The sequence below is a fragment of the Paenibacillus sp. Mc5Re-14 genome, from assembly GCF_001049835.1.
GTDB classification, from domain to species: domain Bacteria; phylum Bacillota; class Bacilli; order Paenibacillales; family Paenibacillaceae; genus Paenibacillus; species Paenibacillus polymyxa_C.
Genome location: NZ_CVPD01000001.1, coordinates 3745805 through 3760419, shown reverse-complemented (window position 1 = coordinate 3760419; position 14615 = coordinate 3745805). Strand labels below are relative to the sequence as shown.

At 48.6% G+C, this 14615-nt stretch carries 16 protein-coding genes; 3 read left to right on the top strand and 13 right to left on the bottom strand.

Translation table 11 applies throughout. The annotated features are described in order from the left end of the window. Positions 1-127: 127 nt before the first annotated feature. The 3 genes from BN1546_RS17115 to BN1546_RS17105 form a co-directional block, all read right to left on the bottom strand. Positions 128-760 (bottom strand): XTP/dITP diphosphatase, encoded by a 633-nt coding sequence (locus tag BN1546_RS17115; protein ID WP_013372746.1) that lies wholly within the window; start codon positions 758-760, stop codon positions 128-130. Then, positions 760-1521 carry a ribonuclease PH gene (gene rph, locus BN1546_RS17110; RefSeq protein ID WP_013372747.1) on the bottom strand — a complete coding sequence of 254 codons (762 nt, stop codon included), beginning with the start codon at positions 1519-1521 and terminating at the stop codon, positions 760-762. Before rph ends, BN1546_RS17115 begins: the two co-directional genes overlap by 1 nt. A 93-nt stretch (positions 1522-1614) precedes the next feature. Next, positions 1615-2673: a GerMN domain-containing protein gene (locus tag BN1546_RS17105; protein WP_090738407.1), complete on the bottom strand. Its 1059-nt coding sequence runs from the start codon at positions 2671-2673 to the stop codon at positions 1615-1617. Positions 2674-2826: 153 nt separating this feature from the next. On the opposite strand from BN1546_RS17105, the gene BN1546_RS17100 reads away from it, so the two are divergent. Further along, positions 2827-3384 (top strand): phosphatidylglycerophosphatase A family protein, encoded by a 558-nt coding sequence (locus tag BN1546_RS17100; protein WP_013372749.1) that lies wholly within the window; start codon positions 2827-2829, stop codon positions 3382-3384. 75 nt (positions 3385-3459) lie between these two features. Continuing rightward, entirely contained in the window at positions 3460-3897 is a 438-nt protein-coding gene (locus tag BN1546_RS17095) for a GNAT family N-acetyltransferase (RefSeq protein ID WP_058830485.1), read from the top strand. A gap of 156 nt (positions 3898-4053) precedes the next feature. On the opposite strand, the gene BN1546_RS17090 is transcribed toward BN1546_RS17095, so the two are convergent. The 5 genes from BN1546_RS17090 to BN1546_RS17070 form a co-directional block, all read right to left on the bottom strand. After that, complete coding sequence (locus tag BN1546_RS17090; protein ID WP_013372751.1) at positions 4054-4839, bottom strand: SDR family NAD(P)-dependent oxidoreductase; 786 nt, start codon at positions 4837-4839, stop codon at positions 4054-4056. Positions 4840-4942: 103 nt separating this feature from the next. Beyond that, the gene (locus BN1546_RS17085; protein WP_090739165.1) at positions 4943-5581 is read right to left on the bottom strand and encodes a TetR/AcrR family transcriptional regulator; all 639 of its coding nucleotides are present in this window, start codon (positions 5579-5581) and stop codon (positions 4943-4945) included. A 167-nt stretch (positions 5582-5748) separates the two neighbouring features. Then, positions 5749-6384: an NAD(P)-dependent oxidoreductase gene (locus tag BN1546_RS17080; protein ID WP_025678762.1), complete on the bottom strand. Its 636-nt coding sequence runs from the start codon at positions 6382-6384 to the stop codon at positions 5749-5751. A gap of 90 nt (positions 6385-6474) precedes the next feature. Then, positions 6475-7485 (bottom strand): MBL fold metallo-hydrolase, encoded by a 1011-nt coding sequence (locus tag BN1546_RS17075; RefSeq protein ID WP_090739164.1) that lies wholly within the window; start codon positions 7483-7485, stop codon positions 6475-6477. A gap of 23 nt (positions 7486-7508) precedes the next feature. Beyond that, entirely contained in the window at positions 7509-8294 is a 786-nt protein-coding gene (locus BN1546_RS17070; RefSeq protein WP_058710318.1) for a class I SAM-dependent methyltransferase, read from the bottom strand. Positions 8295-8558: 264 nt separating this feature from the next. Here BN1546_RS17070 and BN1546_RS17065 point away from each other — a divergent pair, with 264 nt between their 5' ends. Continuing rightward, entirely contained in the window at positions 8559-9437 is an 879-nt protein-coding gene (locus tag BN1546_RS17065) for a DUF72 domain-containing protein (protein WP_090738406.1), read from the top strand. On the opposite strand, the gene BN1546_RS17060 is transcribed toward BN1546_RS17065, so the two are convergent. The 5 genes from BN1546_RS17060 to BN1546_RS17040 are packed head-to-tail and all read right to left on the bottom strand — an operon-like array spanning position 9429 to position 14468. Continuing rightward, on the bottom strand, positions 9429-10544 hold the full coding sequence (locus BN1546_RS17060) for a glycosyltransferase family 2 protein (protein WP_090738405.1): 1116 nt from the start codon (positions 10542-10544) through the stop codon (positions 9429-9431). The genes BN1546_RS17065 and BN1546_RS17060 overlap by 9 nt on opposite strands. Further along, on the bottom strand, positions 10541-11416 hold the full coding sequence (locus tag BN1546_RS17055; protein WP_090738404.1) for a class I SAM-dependent methyltransferase: 876 nt from the start codon (positions 11414-11416) through the stop codon (positions 10541-10543). Before BN1546_RS17055 ends, BN1546_RS17060 begins: the two co-directional genes overlap by 4 nt. Then, positions 11409-12758, bottom strand: coding sequence for a nucleotide sugar dehydrogenase (locus tag BN1546_RS17050; RefSeq protein ID WP_090738403.1), 1350 nt, complete (start codon positions 12756-12758; stop codon positions 11409-11411). The genes BN1546_RS17055 and BN1546_RS17050 overlap by 8 nt, the downstream gene beginning before the upstream one ends. Positions 12759-12760: 2 nt before the next feature. Continuing rightward, the gene (locus tag BN1546_RS17045; protein WP_090738402.1) at positions 12761-13741 is read right to left on the bottom strand and encodes a polysaccharide biosynthesis protein; all 981 of its coding nucleotides are present in this window, start codon (positions 13739-13741) and stop codon (positions 12761-12763) included. Between the two features lie 19 nt (positions 13742-13760). Then, complete coding sequence (locus BN1546_RS17040; RefSeq protein ID WP_090738401.1) at positions 13761-14468, bottom strand: glycosyltransferase family A protein; 708 nt, start codon at positions 14466-14468, stop codon at positions 13761-13763. Between the last annotated feature and the right edge of the window lie 147 nt (positions 14469-14615).

Below are 14615 nucleotides of genomic sequence, written 5' to 3'. Positions count from 1 at the left end.
CCGCCCATCTTTCTTGATGCATACGATACGTGGAACAGAAAGTACCAAAAAGGCTATCCGCAGCCTATGACTGACGGATAGCCTTTTTTTCGTATATGACAGGTATATTATTCGCCCTGCTACCAAACTATGCCTGCGGATTCCCTAGCTTTGTTGCCAAATTACGCAGGGCTATGCCCCGATGACTGATAGCTTGCTTTTGTTCCAACGTCAGCTCTGCCATTGTCTTTTCAAACTCTGGCAAATAGAACAGCGGATCATACCCAAACCCACCGCTGCCCGCGGTTTCAGTCGTAATCCAGCCCTCCACGGAGCCCGTCGATTCCAACGTCTCCCCAGTCTGTGGATTATACAGAATCAAGGTACAGACAAATTGAGCCGGGCTTAGCAAAGGCTGTCCGGTATCATCACCAAGCTGCTTCGATTCCAGAACGTCGAGTAGCTTGATATTGTTTTCGTGATCGCTGGCACCTTCTCCAGCATAACGAGCCGAATATACGCCCGGCGCACCATCCAGCAAGTCCACGCACAGACCGGAATCATCGGCCAGCACAGGCAATCCGAGCACATCTCCCACCGCTTTGGCTTTTTTTAATGCATTTTCGGCAAAGGTTGTGCCATCCTCAACGACATCAGGAATGTCGGGATAATCGTACATACTTCTGACTTCCTTGCCAAACGGCGCAAAAGCATGTGCAAATTCCCGCACCTTCCCTTTATTCTTCGTAGCGACAATGACAACCGGACCATCCAGTCGCATTAGGCCCCAGCTCCTGTACGTCCAGCACCAATCTTATCAGCAATCGGTCCGAGCACTTCTTTTTGGCGCTCAATCATTTGCAGAATCCCTTGTTCGCCCAAGCTAAGCAGCTGATCCAATTCCTGACGGTCGAATGGGCTTTCTTCCCCTGTACCTTGCAGCTCAACGTACTTTCCACTGCCAGTCATGACGAGATTCATGTCCACCTTGGCCTTGGAATCCTCTTCATAATTCAGATCCAGCAGCGCCTTGTCACCAACAACCCCTACGCTGACAGAAGCCAGGAAATCCGTAATAGGGAAAACAGGCAACTTGTGCTGGATCGCAATTTTATTTACTGCAATCGCCAATGCTACGAAAGAACCGGTAATGGAGGTTGTACGTGTCCCGCCGTCCGCCTGAATGACGTCACAGTCCAACGTAATCGTCCGTTCACCAAGCGCCTGCAAATTGACAACCGAACGCAACGCTCTTCCGATCAGACGCTGAATTTCCATAGTACGGCCTGTCAACTTGCCGCGCGCAGCTTCACGCTGATTGCGGCTATGTGTCGCCCGCGGAAGCATGGAATATTCGGCGGTCACCCAGCCTTTTCCTTGGCCCTTCATAAAGGGAGGAACGCGTTCTTCCACTGTAGCCGTACAGATGACTTTCGTCTCGCCAACCTCTATAAAAACAGAGCCCTCCGCGTATTTATTTACTCCTGCTGTCAATTTCATCGGGCGCAGCTCATCACCGTTTCGTCCGTTAGATCTACTCATGCTTTTTCCTCCTACGTCGTATGCAACCTGTTCTTATATGTTTATTTTACCAAAGTGTGCAGGCAAAAGCACCCCAAGGACGATTCCCTGTCCTTAAAGAGGAATTTCGTTAATGTGCTGCGGCTTGGCTACAGGCTCTCCATAATTTTGATTATTTTGTCCAATCACGCTTTTCTCACCATTCAGTTCAATCCGAATCTTCGTTTTGACCGCATCATCCGAATTGTCCGCCGCTGTCAGTACGACCGATTCCAAAAATTCAGCAGGTACGGCCTCTCCTTTGGCAAACATATCATCCGAGAGTGATACCGTAATGACGTTATCTTTGGAGCGTTCTACCGATTTCAGCGCCGTCTCCCCTGTCATCACTTCCTGCAATCCATCCTTGGTCTGTGGCCCTTGAATTAATTGATGCAGAGCTGACTGGACACGATCTTTTTCCGGACTGACCAGTCGTGTTACAGGTACATAATATTGTACCCCAGCAGGAGAAGATGAAGAGAAATACACGGTGACTGGACTGGAATCCAGGGGGGTCACGCCATGACCGACCTCCAAATTAATCCCTACTGCGCGCGTCAGCGGATGGTCGAGCGGTGTGCCGCCAACAGGCATTTCGTTCAGCTTTTTACCATCCACCCAAATCTGTACGCTCTTAATATCGGGACGATCGGTCAGGGTCCAGGTCAAGCTTTCCATTAATTTGCGTTCTTCCTGTGGCTTATAGTTGGCGAAAGATTTGTTAAATTCGACAACTGCCAGCTTGTTATTCTTGTCCACTGTCACACTTTTCACTTCTGTACCCTGAGGCAGTACACCTTTAAATCCTTCTGGTAATAATCCAGCATAAGGCCCGCCCTCAACCAGTGTTTCCAGCGCCGACTTGGCATCTGCCTGTACATCGCCTGAAGCAATCGGTAAAGATACAGGGGCCAGCAAGCCGTTATGATCTTGCAAAAAGACAGCCCTCAACTCCCCGGTCGTGGCAGGTGCTTTTCCAGTTACAGCCTTAATCATGGACTGCTCTGTCGTGGACGGCGGAGGGTCAATGGACGCGGCTTCGTTGCCGAAAAGGCTGCATCCGGACAACAACAGGGGCAGGGATAGCAGCCCGGCTACAGAGGTCATACGCCATGGGTGTTTTATGTTCATAAATGAAGTTCCTCCCTAACAATTTTGTACAGATTGTACTAATATGTATACGAGCCCCGCGTAAAAAATAACTATTTTTTTAGCAGACTGGACACACTGGTCATAATTGCAGTAGAAAATTAGGATCTACACGAGGAGGGTAACTTCAACTTTATGGACAAGAAAAAAGTACCTTACAGCCTGAATAGTAAAAAGGTAGCCGATGCCACCCGTGAGTGGCTGCACAAGCGTGGTGTAAGTATGACTGAAATCGCAGAACTGGTTATGCTTCTACAGAAAAAATATTACCCGAACCTAACGATGGAAGAATGTTTAGAGAATGTGGACAAGGTGTTGATGAAGCGCGAGGTTCAAAATGCCGTGCTTACGGGCATCCAGCTAGATATTCTTGCGGAACAGGGTGCTCTTCTTCCCCCATTGCAGGATATGATTGAGCATGACGAGGGATTATACGGAGTGGATGAAATTCTAGCCTTCTCCATCGTTAATGTATACGGCAGTATTGGATTTACCAATTACGGTTATGTCGATAAGCTCAAACCGGGTGTGCTGGAACGCCTGAACGATAAAAGCCTTGGACCGATTAATACGTTTCTGGACGATATTGTGGGTGCAATCGCAGCCTCGGCCAGCAGTCGTATCGCCCATCGCAAGCAGGCAGAGCGCGAACAGGAGCTTGGAGAAGAAAGCGCACCGAATACAACACGGTAAACAATGACACGCTAATTGCAAACAATGCGTTGGCGTACAATAGATATATACAAGGGTAAGAGGAGAACTAGAGACATGGCAAGCGTAACTGATGGATATACATTCCGTACGATGCAGGCTGACGATTATGATCAAGCTATTGCACTATGGAATGGCTTAGACGGGTTAGGATTGAGTGAGGCCGACTCACCGGAGCGGATTGCACGATTTTTGCAGCGAAATGAAGGCCTTAGCTTTGTCTGTGAGTACGCTGGAAACATCATAGGCACGATTTTAGCAGGCCATGATAGTCGCAGAGGGTTTCTGTATCATCTGGGTGTAGCCACAGAACATCGTGGTCATGGGATTGCGCCCAGACTGGTAGATAAAGCGTTATCCTCTTTACTCAAGGAAGGCATTGATAAATGTCATCTGTTTGTGATGGAGCATAATATAGGAGGTCAACGCTTCTGGTCAGCTAACGGCTGGGAGAAGCGAGATGGGATTTTATTATATTCGCGAGATCTGGGATAGCATCTGAACGCTTGATCTATGTAAATAGAAACGCCGAGCCTGATTTCTTCTAGTTCAATTGAGCTGGAAGCAATCAGACCCGGCGTATAAAATTTCAGCTTATTGAGCGGTAATTCTGACGATTAAGGGTAGGCTATCTTGATTCATGAATTTCAATCAATTTTGAGGTCGTAGCGTACGTTCTACAATGTTAAGTGTGGATTGACGAGAGAAAAATCGGGATACTTGAGCTACCCAATAGTTTTGTCGACCAGATATCATATGACTGCGCCCTTTTTCAAATGCTTTCAAGGCATTATGGACGACAGTCTGGGGTGTTTCTCTGGAACCCACAGAGGCTTCACTGGAGCCTACTACATCAAAAAATGAGGTTTCGGTTGCACCTGGACAGAGGGCGAGCACTTTGAGTCCCCGTTTTCGATTTTCGGCCCACAGCGCTTCGCTAAAAGAAAGTACGAATGCTTTGGTTGCTCCATATACGGCCATATAGGGATCGGGCTGAAATGCAGCGGTGGATGAAACATTGATGAGTCCACCATCTCGGTTACGCAATAAATCAGGCATAAATGCATGTGTGATATCGACTAAAGCAGCCACATTGAGCATCACTTCCTCATGCTGTCTTTCTCCTGAAACCTGCTCAAAGTACCCGTAGGTGGCAAAACCGGCGTTGTTAATCAGAAGATCTACCTTGAGTTGTTGGTACTGAACCTCTTGATGCAATGTTTGAGGAGCTCCTGGTGAGGATAAATCCAGCGCAATCACCGTAGCTTTTACGTTATATTTAGCGGAGAGTTCTTTCGCCAGTGCTTTTAATTTGGTTTCATTGCGCGCTACCAAAATGAGATTACATTTCTTAGCCGCGAGCGAATAGGCAAATGCCTCGCCAATTCCGGATGAAGCCCCTGTGATGAGTGCTGTTTTGTTTGCATACATAAACATGATGATGACCTCCATAGTATCGTCGTTTTATTTTGGAAACATTGTTACCACTACTATATAATGAACTGAAGCCATCACGAAGATGACCTCAGCTACTTCATATTTACGCTGGAGATGACGAGGGTTTACATACATCGAGCGTATTCCTCAGTGTAAATGCATATACCTCTTGTGCCATGTCCACAGTCAAAAAATGACCTGCAAATTGTAGATGTATCACCCCGTGTAAAGCTGACCATAGCATTCGGACAACCAGCAGCGGGTCCTGCTCTTTCAGTGCTCCCAGCTCCATAGCGTGTACGACGGTTTGCAGGATTCGCGATAATGCCGTTGTGGTGCCCTCCAAGCTCTGTTCATCCGGCTTAAAATCAGATAATGCCCCGCCAAACATCATTTTGTAATAGGCTGAATGGAGCCGCGCAAATTCCCAATATGCCCAGCATAATGCTTCCAGATCAGCGAGTACATTTGGGGTAACAGGTACTTGTCGAAAGGTTTCGGCCAATAGCCGGCATCCATCCAGATACATCTCATTGGCAAGACCATCCTTACTGCCAAAAATACTGTAAATGATCTTGGTAGAACAGCTTAATTTCTGTGCAACTCGCCGTACAGTCACAGCCTCGGGCCCTTCTTCTACAAGAAGGATGCATGCGGCATCAATCATATTTTTACGGAGCAATTGCTGCTGCTGTAACTTCACCTCGGAATAGGTTCTATAAGGTTGCGATGGCTCAGACATCATTCAATGCACTTCCTTTGCTTATCTCAGAAACACTGTTTCCTTATAGAATCATAGTATTCAATCCCGGAATGTTTGTCAAACAAAAAAGAGCGCAACATAAGTAGATACACTTACTGCGCTCTGGTTGGATGCTTATCAATAAAGCTATGTTTTGCGTTCCACGATCAATAGGCAATGCCCACCCTTGTACGGATAAAATCGCAACTCTTCCATTGACGATAGGTAAAATCAGCTGTATCCGCAGTGGTAATTTGTGAGCCACCTTCGGGTAGAAAGTCTTTTTCCACGCGATATACACCTTTACGCCCGCCATCTGGCAGATAGGTCGGACATACGATTGTCCAGTCTAGTGCCGATTCACGCAGCAATTCGTACACCCGCCGATGCTCCTCGGCCGCACGGGTGCTGCGTCGCCGGGTATCGGAGGACTCGTACCGATACAAGCTCGGTTCGGTCCGGCTTTGCAAAATCCCTGCCGTTCCTACCGTTATGAGCCGGTGAATGGACTGCTCCTGCATCAGTCGGATCAGCAGACCTGTACTAACGGATAAGGTGGTGGTTCCATCTGTATTCAGCGCACTGATCACAACTGCTGGCCCGCCCTTCAGCGCTTGTGCTATATCCTTCGCGTTGGTGGCATCACCCTGTACGATTTGCAGCTGTGTCCCGCATTGGGATGCGAAATCCTCCAACTTGTCCGGTGAACGAACTAGGGCAGTTACGGTATGACCATCCGTTAACGCATAATCTAATATAAAACGGCCCACACGTCCGGTAGCTCCCAGCAGCAGCAAATTCATAAAAGCCTCTTCCCCGGCATGCATGCCGCTTTGTCATGTTGTTCTGTCATGTTGCTTTGTCATATCGCTATGTTCGTTAACTTTCCGCCATTATGGACGGCAAAAGGAATGAAAGCGCGCGATGGGATTCTCCTCGCTCATAGAGGCCCGTTCACGGCGCACCAGCTCCACCAGATGGGCCAGCGTCTCGGACATGGCAAACCTTAGCTGGTGAATCCCCAGCTTGTCGCCGAACACGGCAATGCACAGCTCATAGGCTGTGCTCCCTTCCGGTTGGATCAGCTGCCAGAATTTCTCCAGCCTTTCTTCATGATGCGCCAGCAATGCTTGCGTCCGTTCGCGAAAATACCCAAACGGATTGCGATGCCCGGGATATGCCCAGGCGACCTCTAGCTCACCTAGGCGCTGCAAGCCGTCTATATAAGACTTCAGCGGCTGGGCATCGCTGCCCGGCAGCAGACTGATATTAGGAGAAATCTGCGGCAACACCGCGTCACCGCACAGAATAACGCCGCTATTCGGCTCATATAAGGACACATGCCCAGGCGCATGCCCTCCTGTCTCAACGGGCAGCCAGAACCGTCCGCCTAATTCCAGACGAGCGTCTATTCCGGTAGGAATGAAGGTAATCTCAGGCTGCGGATTCACTTGCAAATAAGCCTGCTGCATATGTGATTCCAAGGCTGATACCTGTTCCAAAGGAAAGCCATGCTGGACAAAAAAGCTAGGCAGCCGTTTCTCCATAGCGGTCGTCAATTCTGGAGCGTCCCACATCATAATCGCTTCCTTATAGCTGCGAGCTGACATATGTACGCGAGCCTGACCTTGCTGCTGCATCCACCCCGCCAATCCGTAATGATCGGGGTGATGATGCGTCACCACAATGTCCGAAATATCCCCAAAGGACATGCCCAGCTGTTGAAACACAAATGCCCATTCTGCCTCTGTATCCAGATTGCGCGGACCCGGGTCTACAATTGTAAAACCATGCTGTCCCTTGATCACATAGCTATTCACCCAGCGCAGCGGAAAAGACATGGATATTTTGACCTGAAAGCCTCCGTCTATTCGCTCACAGAGCGTAAGCTCTGGCAATTTCATGGCTTCCCATCCGCCCTTCTGTTTCAAGCCCGCACACCGACAAAAATCATTCGGGGCGAAGCATCTTCTATATATTGATCTTCATCATAACTTCCGTGCACCTGCTCTACGGATAGCCCGGCTTGTTCTAGCAAATCACGGAACTTTTCATACGGATATAGCTTTACTCGCTCATAGTACACACGCACGGGTTCTGCGTCAGCGTGAGTGGTACCCAGCTCTGAGGCTGCTTCTGTAGTCGTCACAGATGCGGCTGACCGAATGGCAATTTGCTTTTTCACAAATCCATCTTCAATGACCCGGTGCTCCTCAATCCAATTTCCTTCATCCTCCCGGGACGAATGCGGTACCAAATGAGCAGCTACGTAGGAAGGGTTCAAATAATCTATAATAAAACGGCCTCCCGGTTTCAATAGACGATAAATTTCCTTTAATACTTTAAGCTGCTCCTCATCCTTTTCAAAATAACCGAAGGAGGTGAACAAATTCATCACTGCGTCATAACTTTCATCCAGCGGCACCTCTCTCATATCCCCTTGATGCCAACTTACCCGCCCTTCGGAATCAGCTGCACGAGCCTCTCTCAGTAGCACATTGGAAAGGTCCACACCTGTCACCTTATAACCTGCATCGGCGAGCGCAAGCGAATGACGTCCCATCCCACAGCATAAATCCAATACGCTGGAGCCTTGCGGTAATTTGAGCCAGGAGATCATTTTTTGCACTTCCTGATAGGCTCCCTGAAAGTCGCGATGCTTGTATACCAATAAATAATCTTCCCCAAAGCTTTGCTCGTACCATTCTGCCATATCGTTTCTCCTCCATGAACTCATTTCGCTCTATTACATACTATATTAGCTTTTTTAAACTGGAAACTCAAAAACATTACGAATAAGCATTTTTTTAAAGCACAAAGCTTCCTGTCATGAGAGCATGTTACAATAACCGTATTTGAGCTTAAATAATCATAGGAACTTTATACCAACTTCATGTGATTTACCCCATTTTATCATTAAAATGAATCATGGGAACGCCTTTATAGAGGTTTCATGCAGGAAAGGAGCGGCAAAGTTATGATTCAAATTGGACTGACGGGTTGGGGCGATCACGATGACTTATATCCAACGGGCACTAAAGCTAACCAAAAACTAAGTGTCTATGGAAGCCATTTTCCGATAGTAGAGATGGATAGTTCTTTTTATGCAGTACAGCCTACGGATCGTATGGCGCGCTGGGCGGCGGAAACTCCAGATTCCTTTTCATTTCTCGTCAAGGCCTATCAAGGCATGACCGGACACACCCGCGGCAAACAGCCTTACTTCAAAACGATAGATGCCATGTACGAAGCACTGCATGCATCCATACTACCTCTTCGCGAAGCGGGCAAGCTTAAAGCCGTGCTGTTTCAGTACCCGCCCTGGTTTGACTGCACACGTGAGAATGTCGCCATACTGCGAGACACGAAAAATAGGATGGGAGAGGTCCCATCCGTACTTGAGTTTAGACATCAAAGCTGGTTCACACTTGATTTTCGGAAGCAAACGCTGGCATTTATGCGTGAAGAAGGCTGGATACATAGCGTATGCGACGAGCCTCAGGCAGGACCCGGGTCAGTTCCCATTGTGCCGCAGGCTACAGACAGCAACCTGACCATCGTACGTCTTCACGGACGGAACATATCAGGCTGGAATCAAAGCTCCGCACCTAATTGGCGGGAGGTTCGTTATCTGTATCGGTACAATGAACAGGAATTGGCCGAATGGAAAGACAGATTGCTGGAACTGGAGCAGCAAAGCCGTGAGGTATGCGTGATATTCAACAACAACTCAGGTGGAGACGCTGCTGCCAACGCTAAGCAACTCATGACCATGCTGGGCATGGAGCCTAAGCCTTTTCCACCTCGCAAGCCGCCTGATGCGGATCACGGGCCAGAACAGCTTGAATTATTTTGAGGACCGGGCTGTGGATGAATGATTGGGGATTACCTTCCTGAGCTTGCGTTCGTTATCCAGCAAATGCGGATCATCAGGCAAATAACGTAAAGCGGCTTGGTTGTGCTCATACGAAGCTTCCAGCTTACCCATATGTGCAAAGCAATGACTGAGCCGCACATGAGGTAACCAAGAGTAGCATGGCAGTGGGACAGGTCGCATACCAGGAAGGTGATGCTGTTGTTCCGTTGCTCTTTCATACCAATATGCGGCAGTATTCCATTCGTTTCTTGTGAAAAACCAGTCCCCGATCATGCAGCACAAGTCTGCTTGCGGCACCCCGTATCGAAAAGAACGTAGCAGACGATCCAGCTGTTGCTCGGGCTTCCCGAGATGGATATAGCATTCAGCCGATCGCGCACAAGCAGTAATCCGATCCTCCCGGTAGCCGCTCGGCTCCTCCAGCAGATGGTCGAAGGCTTCTGCTGCCTCGGCATATTCCTTGCGGTCAAAGCATTCATTGGCGTGAAAATACAGCAAACGCCCTTCCAGCTTGCCGCTTTCGCTGATCCACCGGGCGAGAATACGTTGGTTACGGAGCGTATGGTCTTGCATTCGGCGATGTGTCACTGCCACATCCGAATGTACGATTTGCCCCTGAGGTATCACCAGATCCTCATGCAGGCGCCCTTCCCAGCGGTATTGTTGCTCCCGCTTCACAAGGCGTATACGGCGTGAGGTGAACAACAGTTCACCCTGCTCACCCTCTGCCAAGTGAAGTGGCATCACCACTGCGTCGATATGCTTAGACAATCGCTGCTTTAAGGAACGCAGACGTTCACGATCGGATTCCAATAGCACATCATCCGCATCCAGCCACATGATATAGGAACACGTTGCCTTGTCAAACGATTCATTACGAGCGGCGGCAAAATCATCCATCCATTCAAATGTATATATCCGATCCGTATAGCGGGCTGCTATCGTCTTTGTCTGATCCGTCGATCCCGTGTCCACGATGATGATTTCATCCATCAGGTCTGCGACCGAATCCAGACACCGGGCCAGTATCTGCTCCTCATTTTTTACGATCATACACAAGCTGATGGTCATTAGATGCTCAGTCATGACTTCACGTCATCCCCTTTACCGTTGGCTGATTCTTCCGTTGTTTTTCCGGTAGACTTGCCATCAGTATATGCACCTCTCCTCTCATCCTGCGTCTTGTCTATCTGTTCGACACGCGTAACCCTCTCCAATGGAAATAGTTGTTGCTCCATATACCGGATTCGCTGTACCGCCTTGTCGAGTGCAGCCTTTCGCTGATTCATTTTGCGAACATGCTGCTGCTCTACCCGTCGAAACTGCTCCTCATCCAGTTTCATCCACTCATTCAGTTGCTCTGCTCCTGGCATAGCCTCACGCAGCTCTTTTGGCTTCTTGTGACCTGCAAAGCACAAATATTTATGATGTACCTCCAGCGCTTGTTCTTTAAAGTAAGGATACAACACACGGGAGAGACTTCCGGCATAGTAAGTCCGTTTGTGATCGTGAAATGGATGATATCCATAAGGTACAGACAGGACGAGCGTCCCCTTTTTATTCAACAAGCGGTAAGCATGGGCCAGCAGGGTGTCGGGATGCGCAAAATGTTCCAAAATCTCTCCTAAAATAATAGTGTCAAAACCACCGGGAGGACGTTCAAATTGTGAAATGTCCTTTAACTGAAAATGGACTCTTCCCCTGACGGGTGCAGATTCCTGACGAAGTTCTTTTTTTGCATAAGAAATACTGTCTTCTTCCAAATCAATGGCCGTTACCTCAAAGCCTTCCCGCGCAAGCAAAATGGACGTTATCCCCTGACTGCATCCAACATCCAGCACGGTACGACCCTGTACATGGCGACAAATCCAGTGAATTCTATTGCGGGTGGCTTCATGGGATTCCTCTGAATTAATCTGCCCGTAATAACGTTCGTTTACCTGATCACGGTTAGCCAACAGCGGCGCCCCCTCCGTCACCAGGATGCCCCAAAATCACGACATGTCCACCTGTGCAATGTGCAGTCGCATTACGTGTATCGAAGACCAGCCGAGCATGGTCAACCAACTGTTGGTAGTTCACCACAGAATGGTCTGTCGTGATGACCACGATATCTGCACTTTCCCACAGCTGGGCATTTGCCGTCCGAGATGGGATTTCTTCACTGTTCAGCTTAAAACTCGATACATACGGGTCGGTGAAGCTAACCGAAGCACCCATTTTTGTTAGATGCTCGAACAGGACAAGAGCCGGGGATTCCCGAACATCATCAATGTCCTTTTTGTAGGCTACACCTACCAGAATGATGTTGGCCTTGTTTATGGCTTTCCCTTCCTGAGCTAGCATGGATTCGATTCGCTCCGCAATATACAGTGGCATACGCCGATTCATGCGGTCTGCCAGATCCACGAATTCCAGCGGAAAACCGTGCTGCTCCGATTTCCACGACAGGTATAGCGGATCAACCGGGATACAGTGTCCTCCAATGCCTGGTCCCGGATAAAAAGGCATGTAGCCGAACGGCTTGGTTGCCGCTGCATCCAGTACCTCCCATATATTGATGCCAATTTTCTCACAGGCCGCTGTCAGCTCATTGACCATTCCAATGTTGACACTGCGAAACGTATTCTCAAACAGCTTGGCGGCTTCAGCCACGGTTGTTGAGCTAACCGGAACAATCTGATCCAAAAAAGACCCGTAAAAACCTGCTCCCGCTGCCAGACAATCCGGTGTGCAACCGCCGATCACCTTAGGGGTGTTGCGAATGTTAAAATGGACGCTGCCCGGATCGACACGTTCCGGTGAAAAGCACACATAAAAATCCTTACCCACTGTCCATCCCCTGCGCTGCTCTATCACTGGCCGAATCAGTTCTTCGGTCGTTCCAGGATAGGTGGTGCTTTCCAGAATCAACAGCGTTTGTCTACGCAAATGAGGTATGGCTTGATCAATAGCCGTCTCAATATAGGACGTATCCGGTTGATGTCCATCCGTCAGCGGCGTAGGCACACAAATCACGACGATATCCGCATGCTCTAGCACCTTGATATCCGTAACTGGATGCAATTGCTGTCCGATCAGACCTTCCAATGCATCATCGCCAATGTCTATGATGTACGACTTTCCTTGAAGCAGCTTGGCTACTTTGACAGGATCGGAATCCACACCATATACGTCATAACCAGCCTGTGCCATTTCCACTGCCATGGGCAGCCCTACATAACCGAGGCCGATCACAGCCACCTTTACAGTTCCTTTTGTGATTTTTCCCATAAGCTGCAAAATACCCACCTCTTTCATCGTTACTCCATACCTTGCAGTAACTCAGCAATTCCAGCGCGATCCATTAACTCATCGTCCGAACGGTATTGTTCGAAGCTCACCCGCTCCAATCCACCATATTGACTCAACAAACGCTTGTCTGCTTGCTGGGGAAGAATAACAAAATAACGATCATCATAGCGATACGTGTGCGGCACCTCATAGGGCGAAATCAGCACCTCATGCAGCTTTTCCCCACCACGTATACCAATTTCTTTCACTTTTAACTTAGGCTGTCCCGCCTGTTCTTTCATCACCTCTGCCAAATCCGCAATATTGCAACCCTTCATTTTCATGACTAGCGTCTCTCCGCCAATCGCCGTAACAGAAGCCTTTAGCAGCAAGCCAATTGCCTCTCCGAGCGTGAGGAAAAAACGTGTCATATCTGGACTCGTCAGCGTTAAATCCTGACCTTCCACGATCTGGCGTTTGAACAGGGGCACGACACTTCCACTTGTCCCTAGCACATTGCCGCCGCGAATACACACAAAGCGAGTACGCTCACTTAAGGCGTTGGCGCGGATCATCAATCTTTCGCCAATCGCCTTCGTCATCCCATATACATTCACCGGGTCTACCGCCTTGTCTGTAGAAACATCAATGACCTTGGCGACTCCCTGCTCTATGCTGGCCCGAATCACATTTTCCGTACCATGTACGTTCGTCTTGAAAGCCTCTTCCGGCTGTTTCTCACACACAGGGACATGCTTTAATGCCGCCAAATGGAACACATAATCTACCCCGTGACAAGCCTCCTGCAATGCCTGAAGGTCCCGAATATCTCCAATCATGAAATTCAGCCGGGGATCAGACTGGAATTGCCGCTGCATGGCAATCTGCGCAAATTCGCCGCGTGAGAAAATACGAATTTCCGTCGGTCCCTCCTTCAGCAATTCAGCCGTTAGGCGTTGCCCCCAAGATCCCGTTCCTCCGGTCACCAGCAGTTTTTTTCCTTTGAACAATATAATCTCCTCCTGACCGTTAGGAATTGGCAATGCCTGTGCCCAAAAATTCAGCCAGCACCGCGTTCATTTCATTTTCTGAGAGTCGATCCTTTGCCGGCACCTTTTTCACCGAAGTATTGGCGGCATGAATGACATTCACATAGTTGCGAAGTGGAATCACCTCATGTGGAAGCTCCGTTACATATCCGTGTGTGCCTTTCCCAGGAATAACGACACGGTAATCATTCAGAAATTCCTCTACTTGATAGCGAAACACATAAAAGGAAGGCGAGCGGTGAAACACCGGTGCCATCTGTCCCTCAACCGCATCCCATAAGTACCCCATTTGATTTACCAGTGCAACTGTATCCGGTTGAAACTTGTAATCATGCAACTGCTGTACAAATGACTGGTGGTACAAATCGTCGGAATCAATTCTAGCAATGAGCAGTTCGTCCGCGCCTTCGATATACGCATGGATACGACGTTTACTTTCAATGCTCGTACCAAAACGGATGTGCTCGGGAATGGGTTCACGTTGGGCCAGTTCCTCTTCCACAATGTCGCTGCATCCACCCGCCAACTTGACGACAGATAAAAAATCCGCATTCGTCTGATTGAGCAGACTCCGCAGTGTAAAGGCTCTGAATATATCCAATCGCTCGCTAATCCACTCACGTGTCAGGCGGTTGGGATTCATCCCATAGTTATTAAAGTTAATTTCAATCACAATCTTGCGATTCATTGAACTTCCTCCCTTTCATCCGTCTTCTCTCAAGTTATGAAGACGCTCCTGAAACGGCACGTACAGATGCAACAACTCTTGCAAAAATAGGTAGAATCGAAAAAGAATAGCCGTTCATACAAAAACCTTTTTACTTTCGACATATGA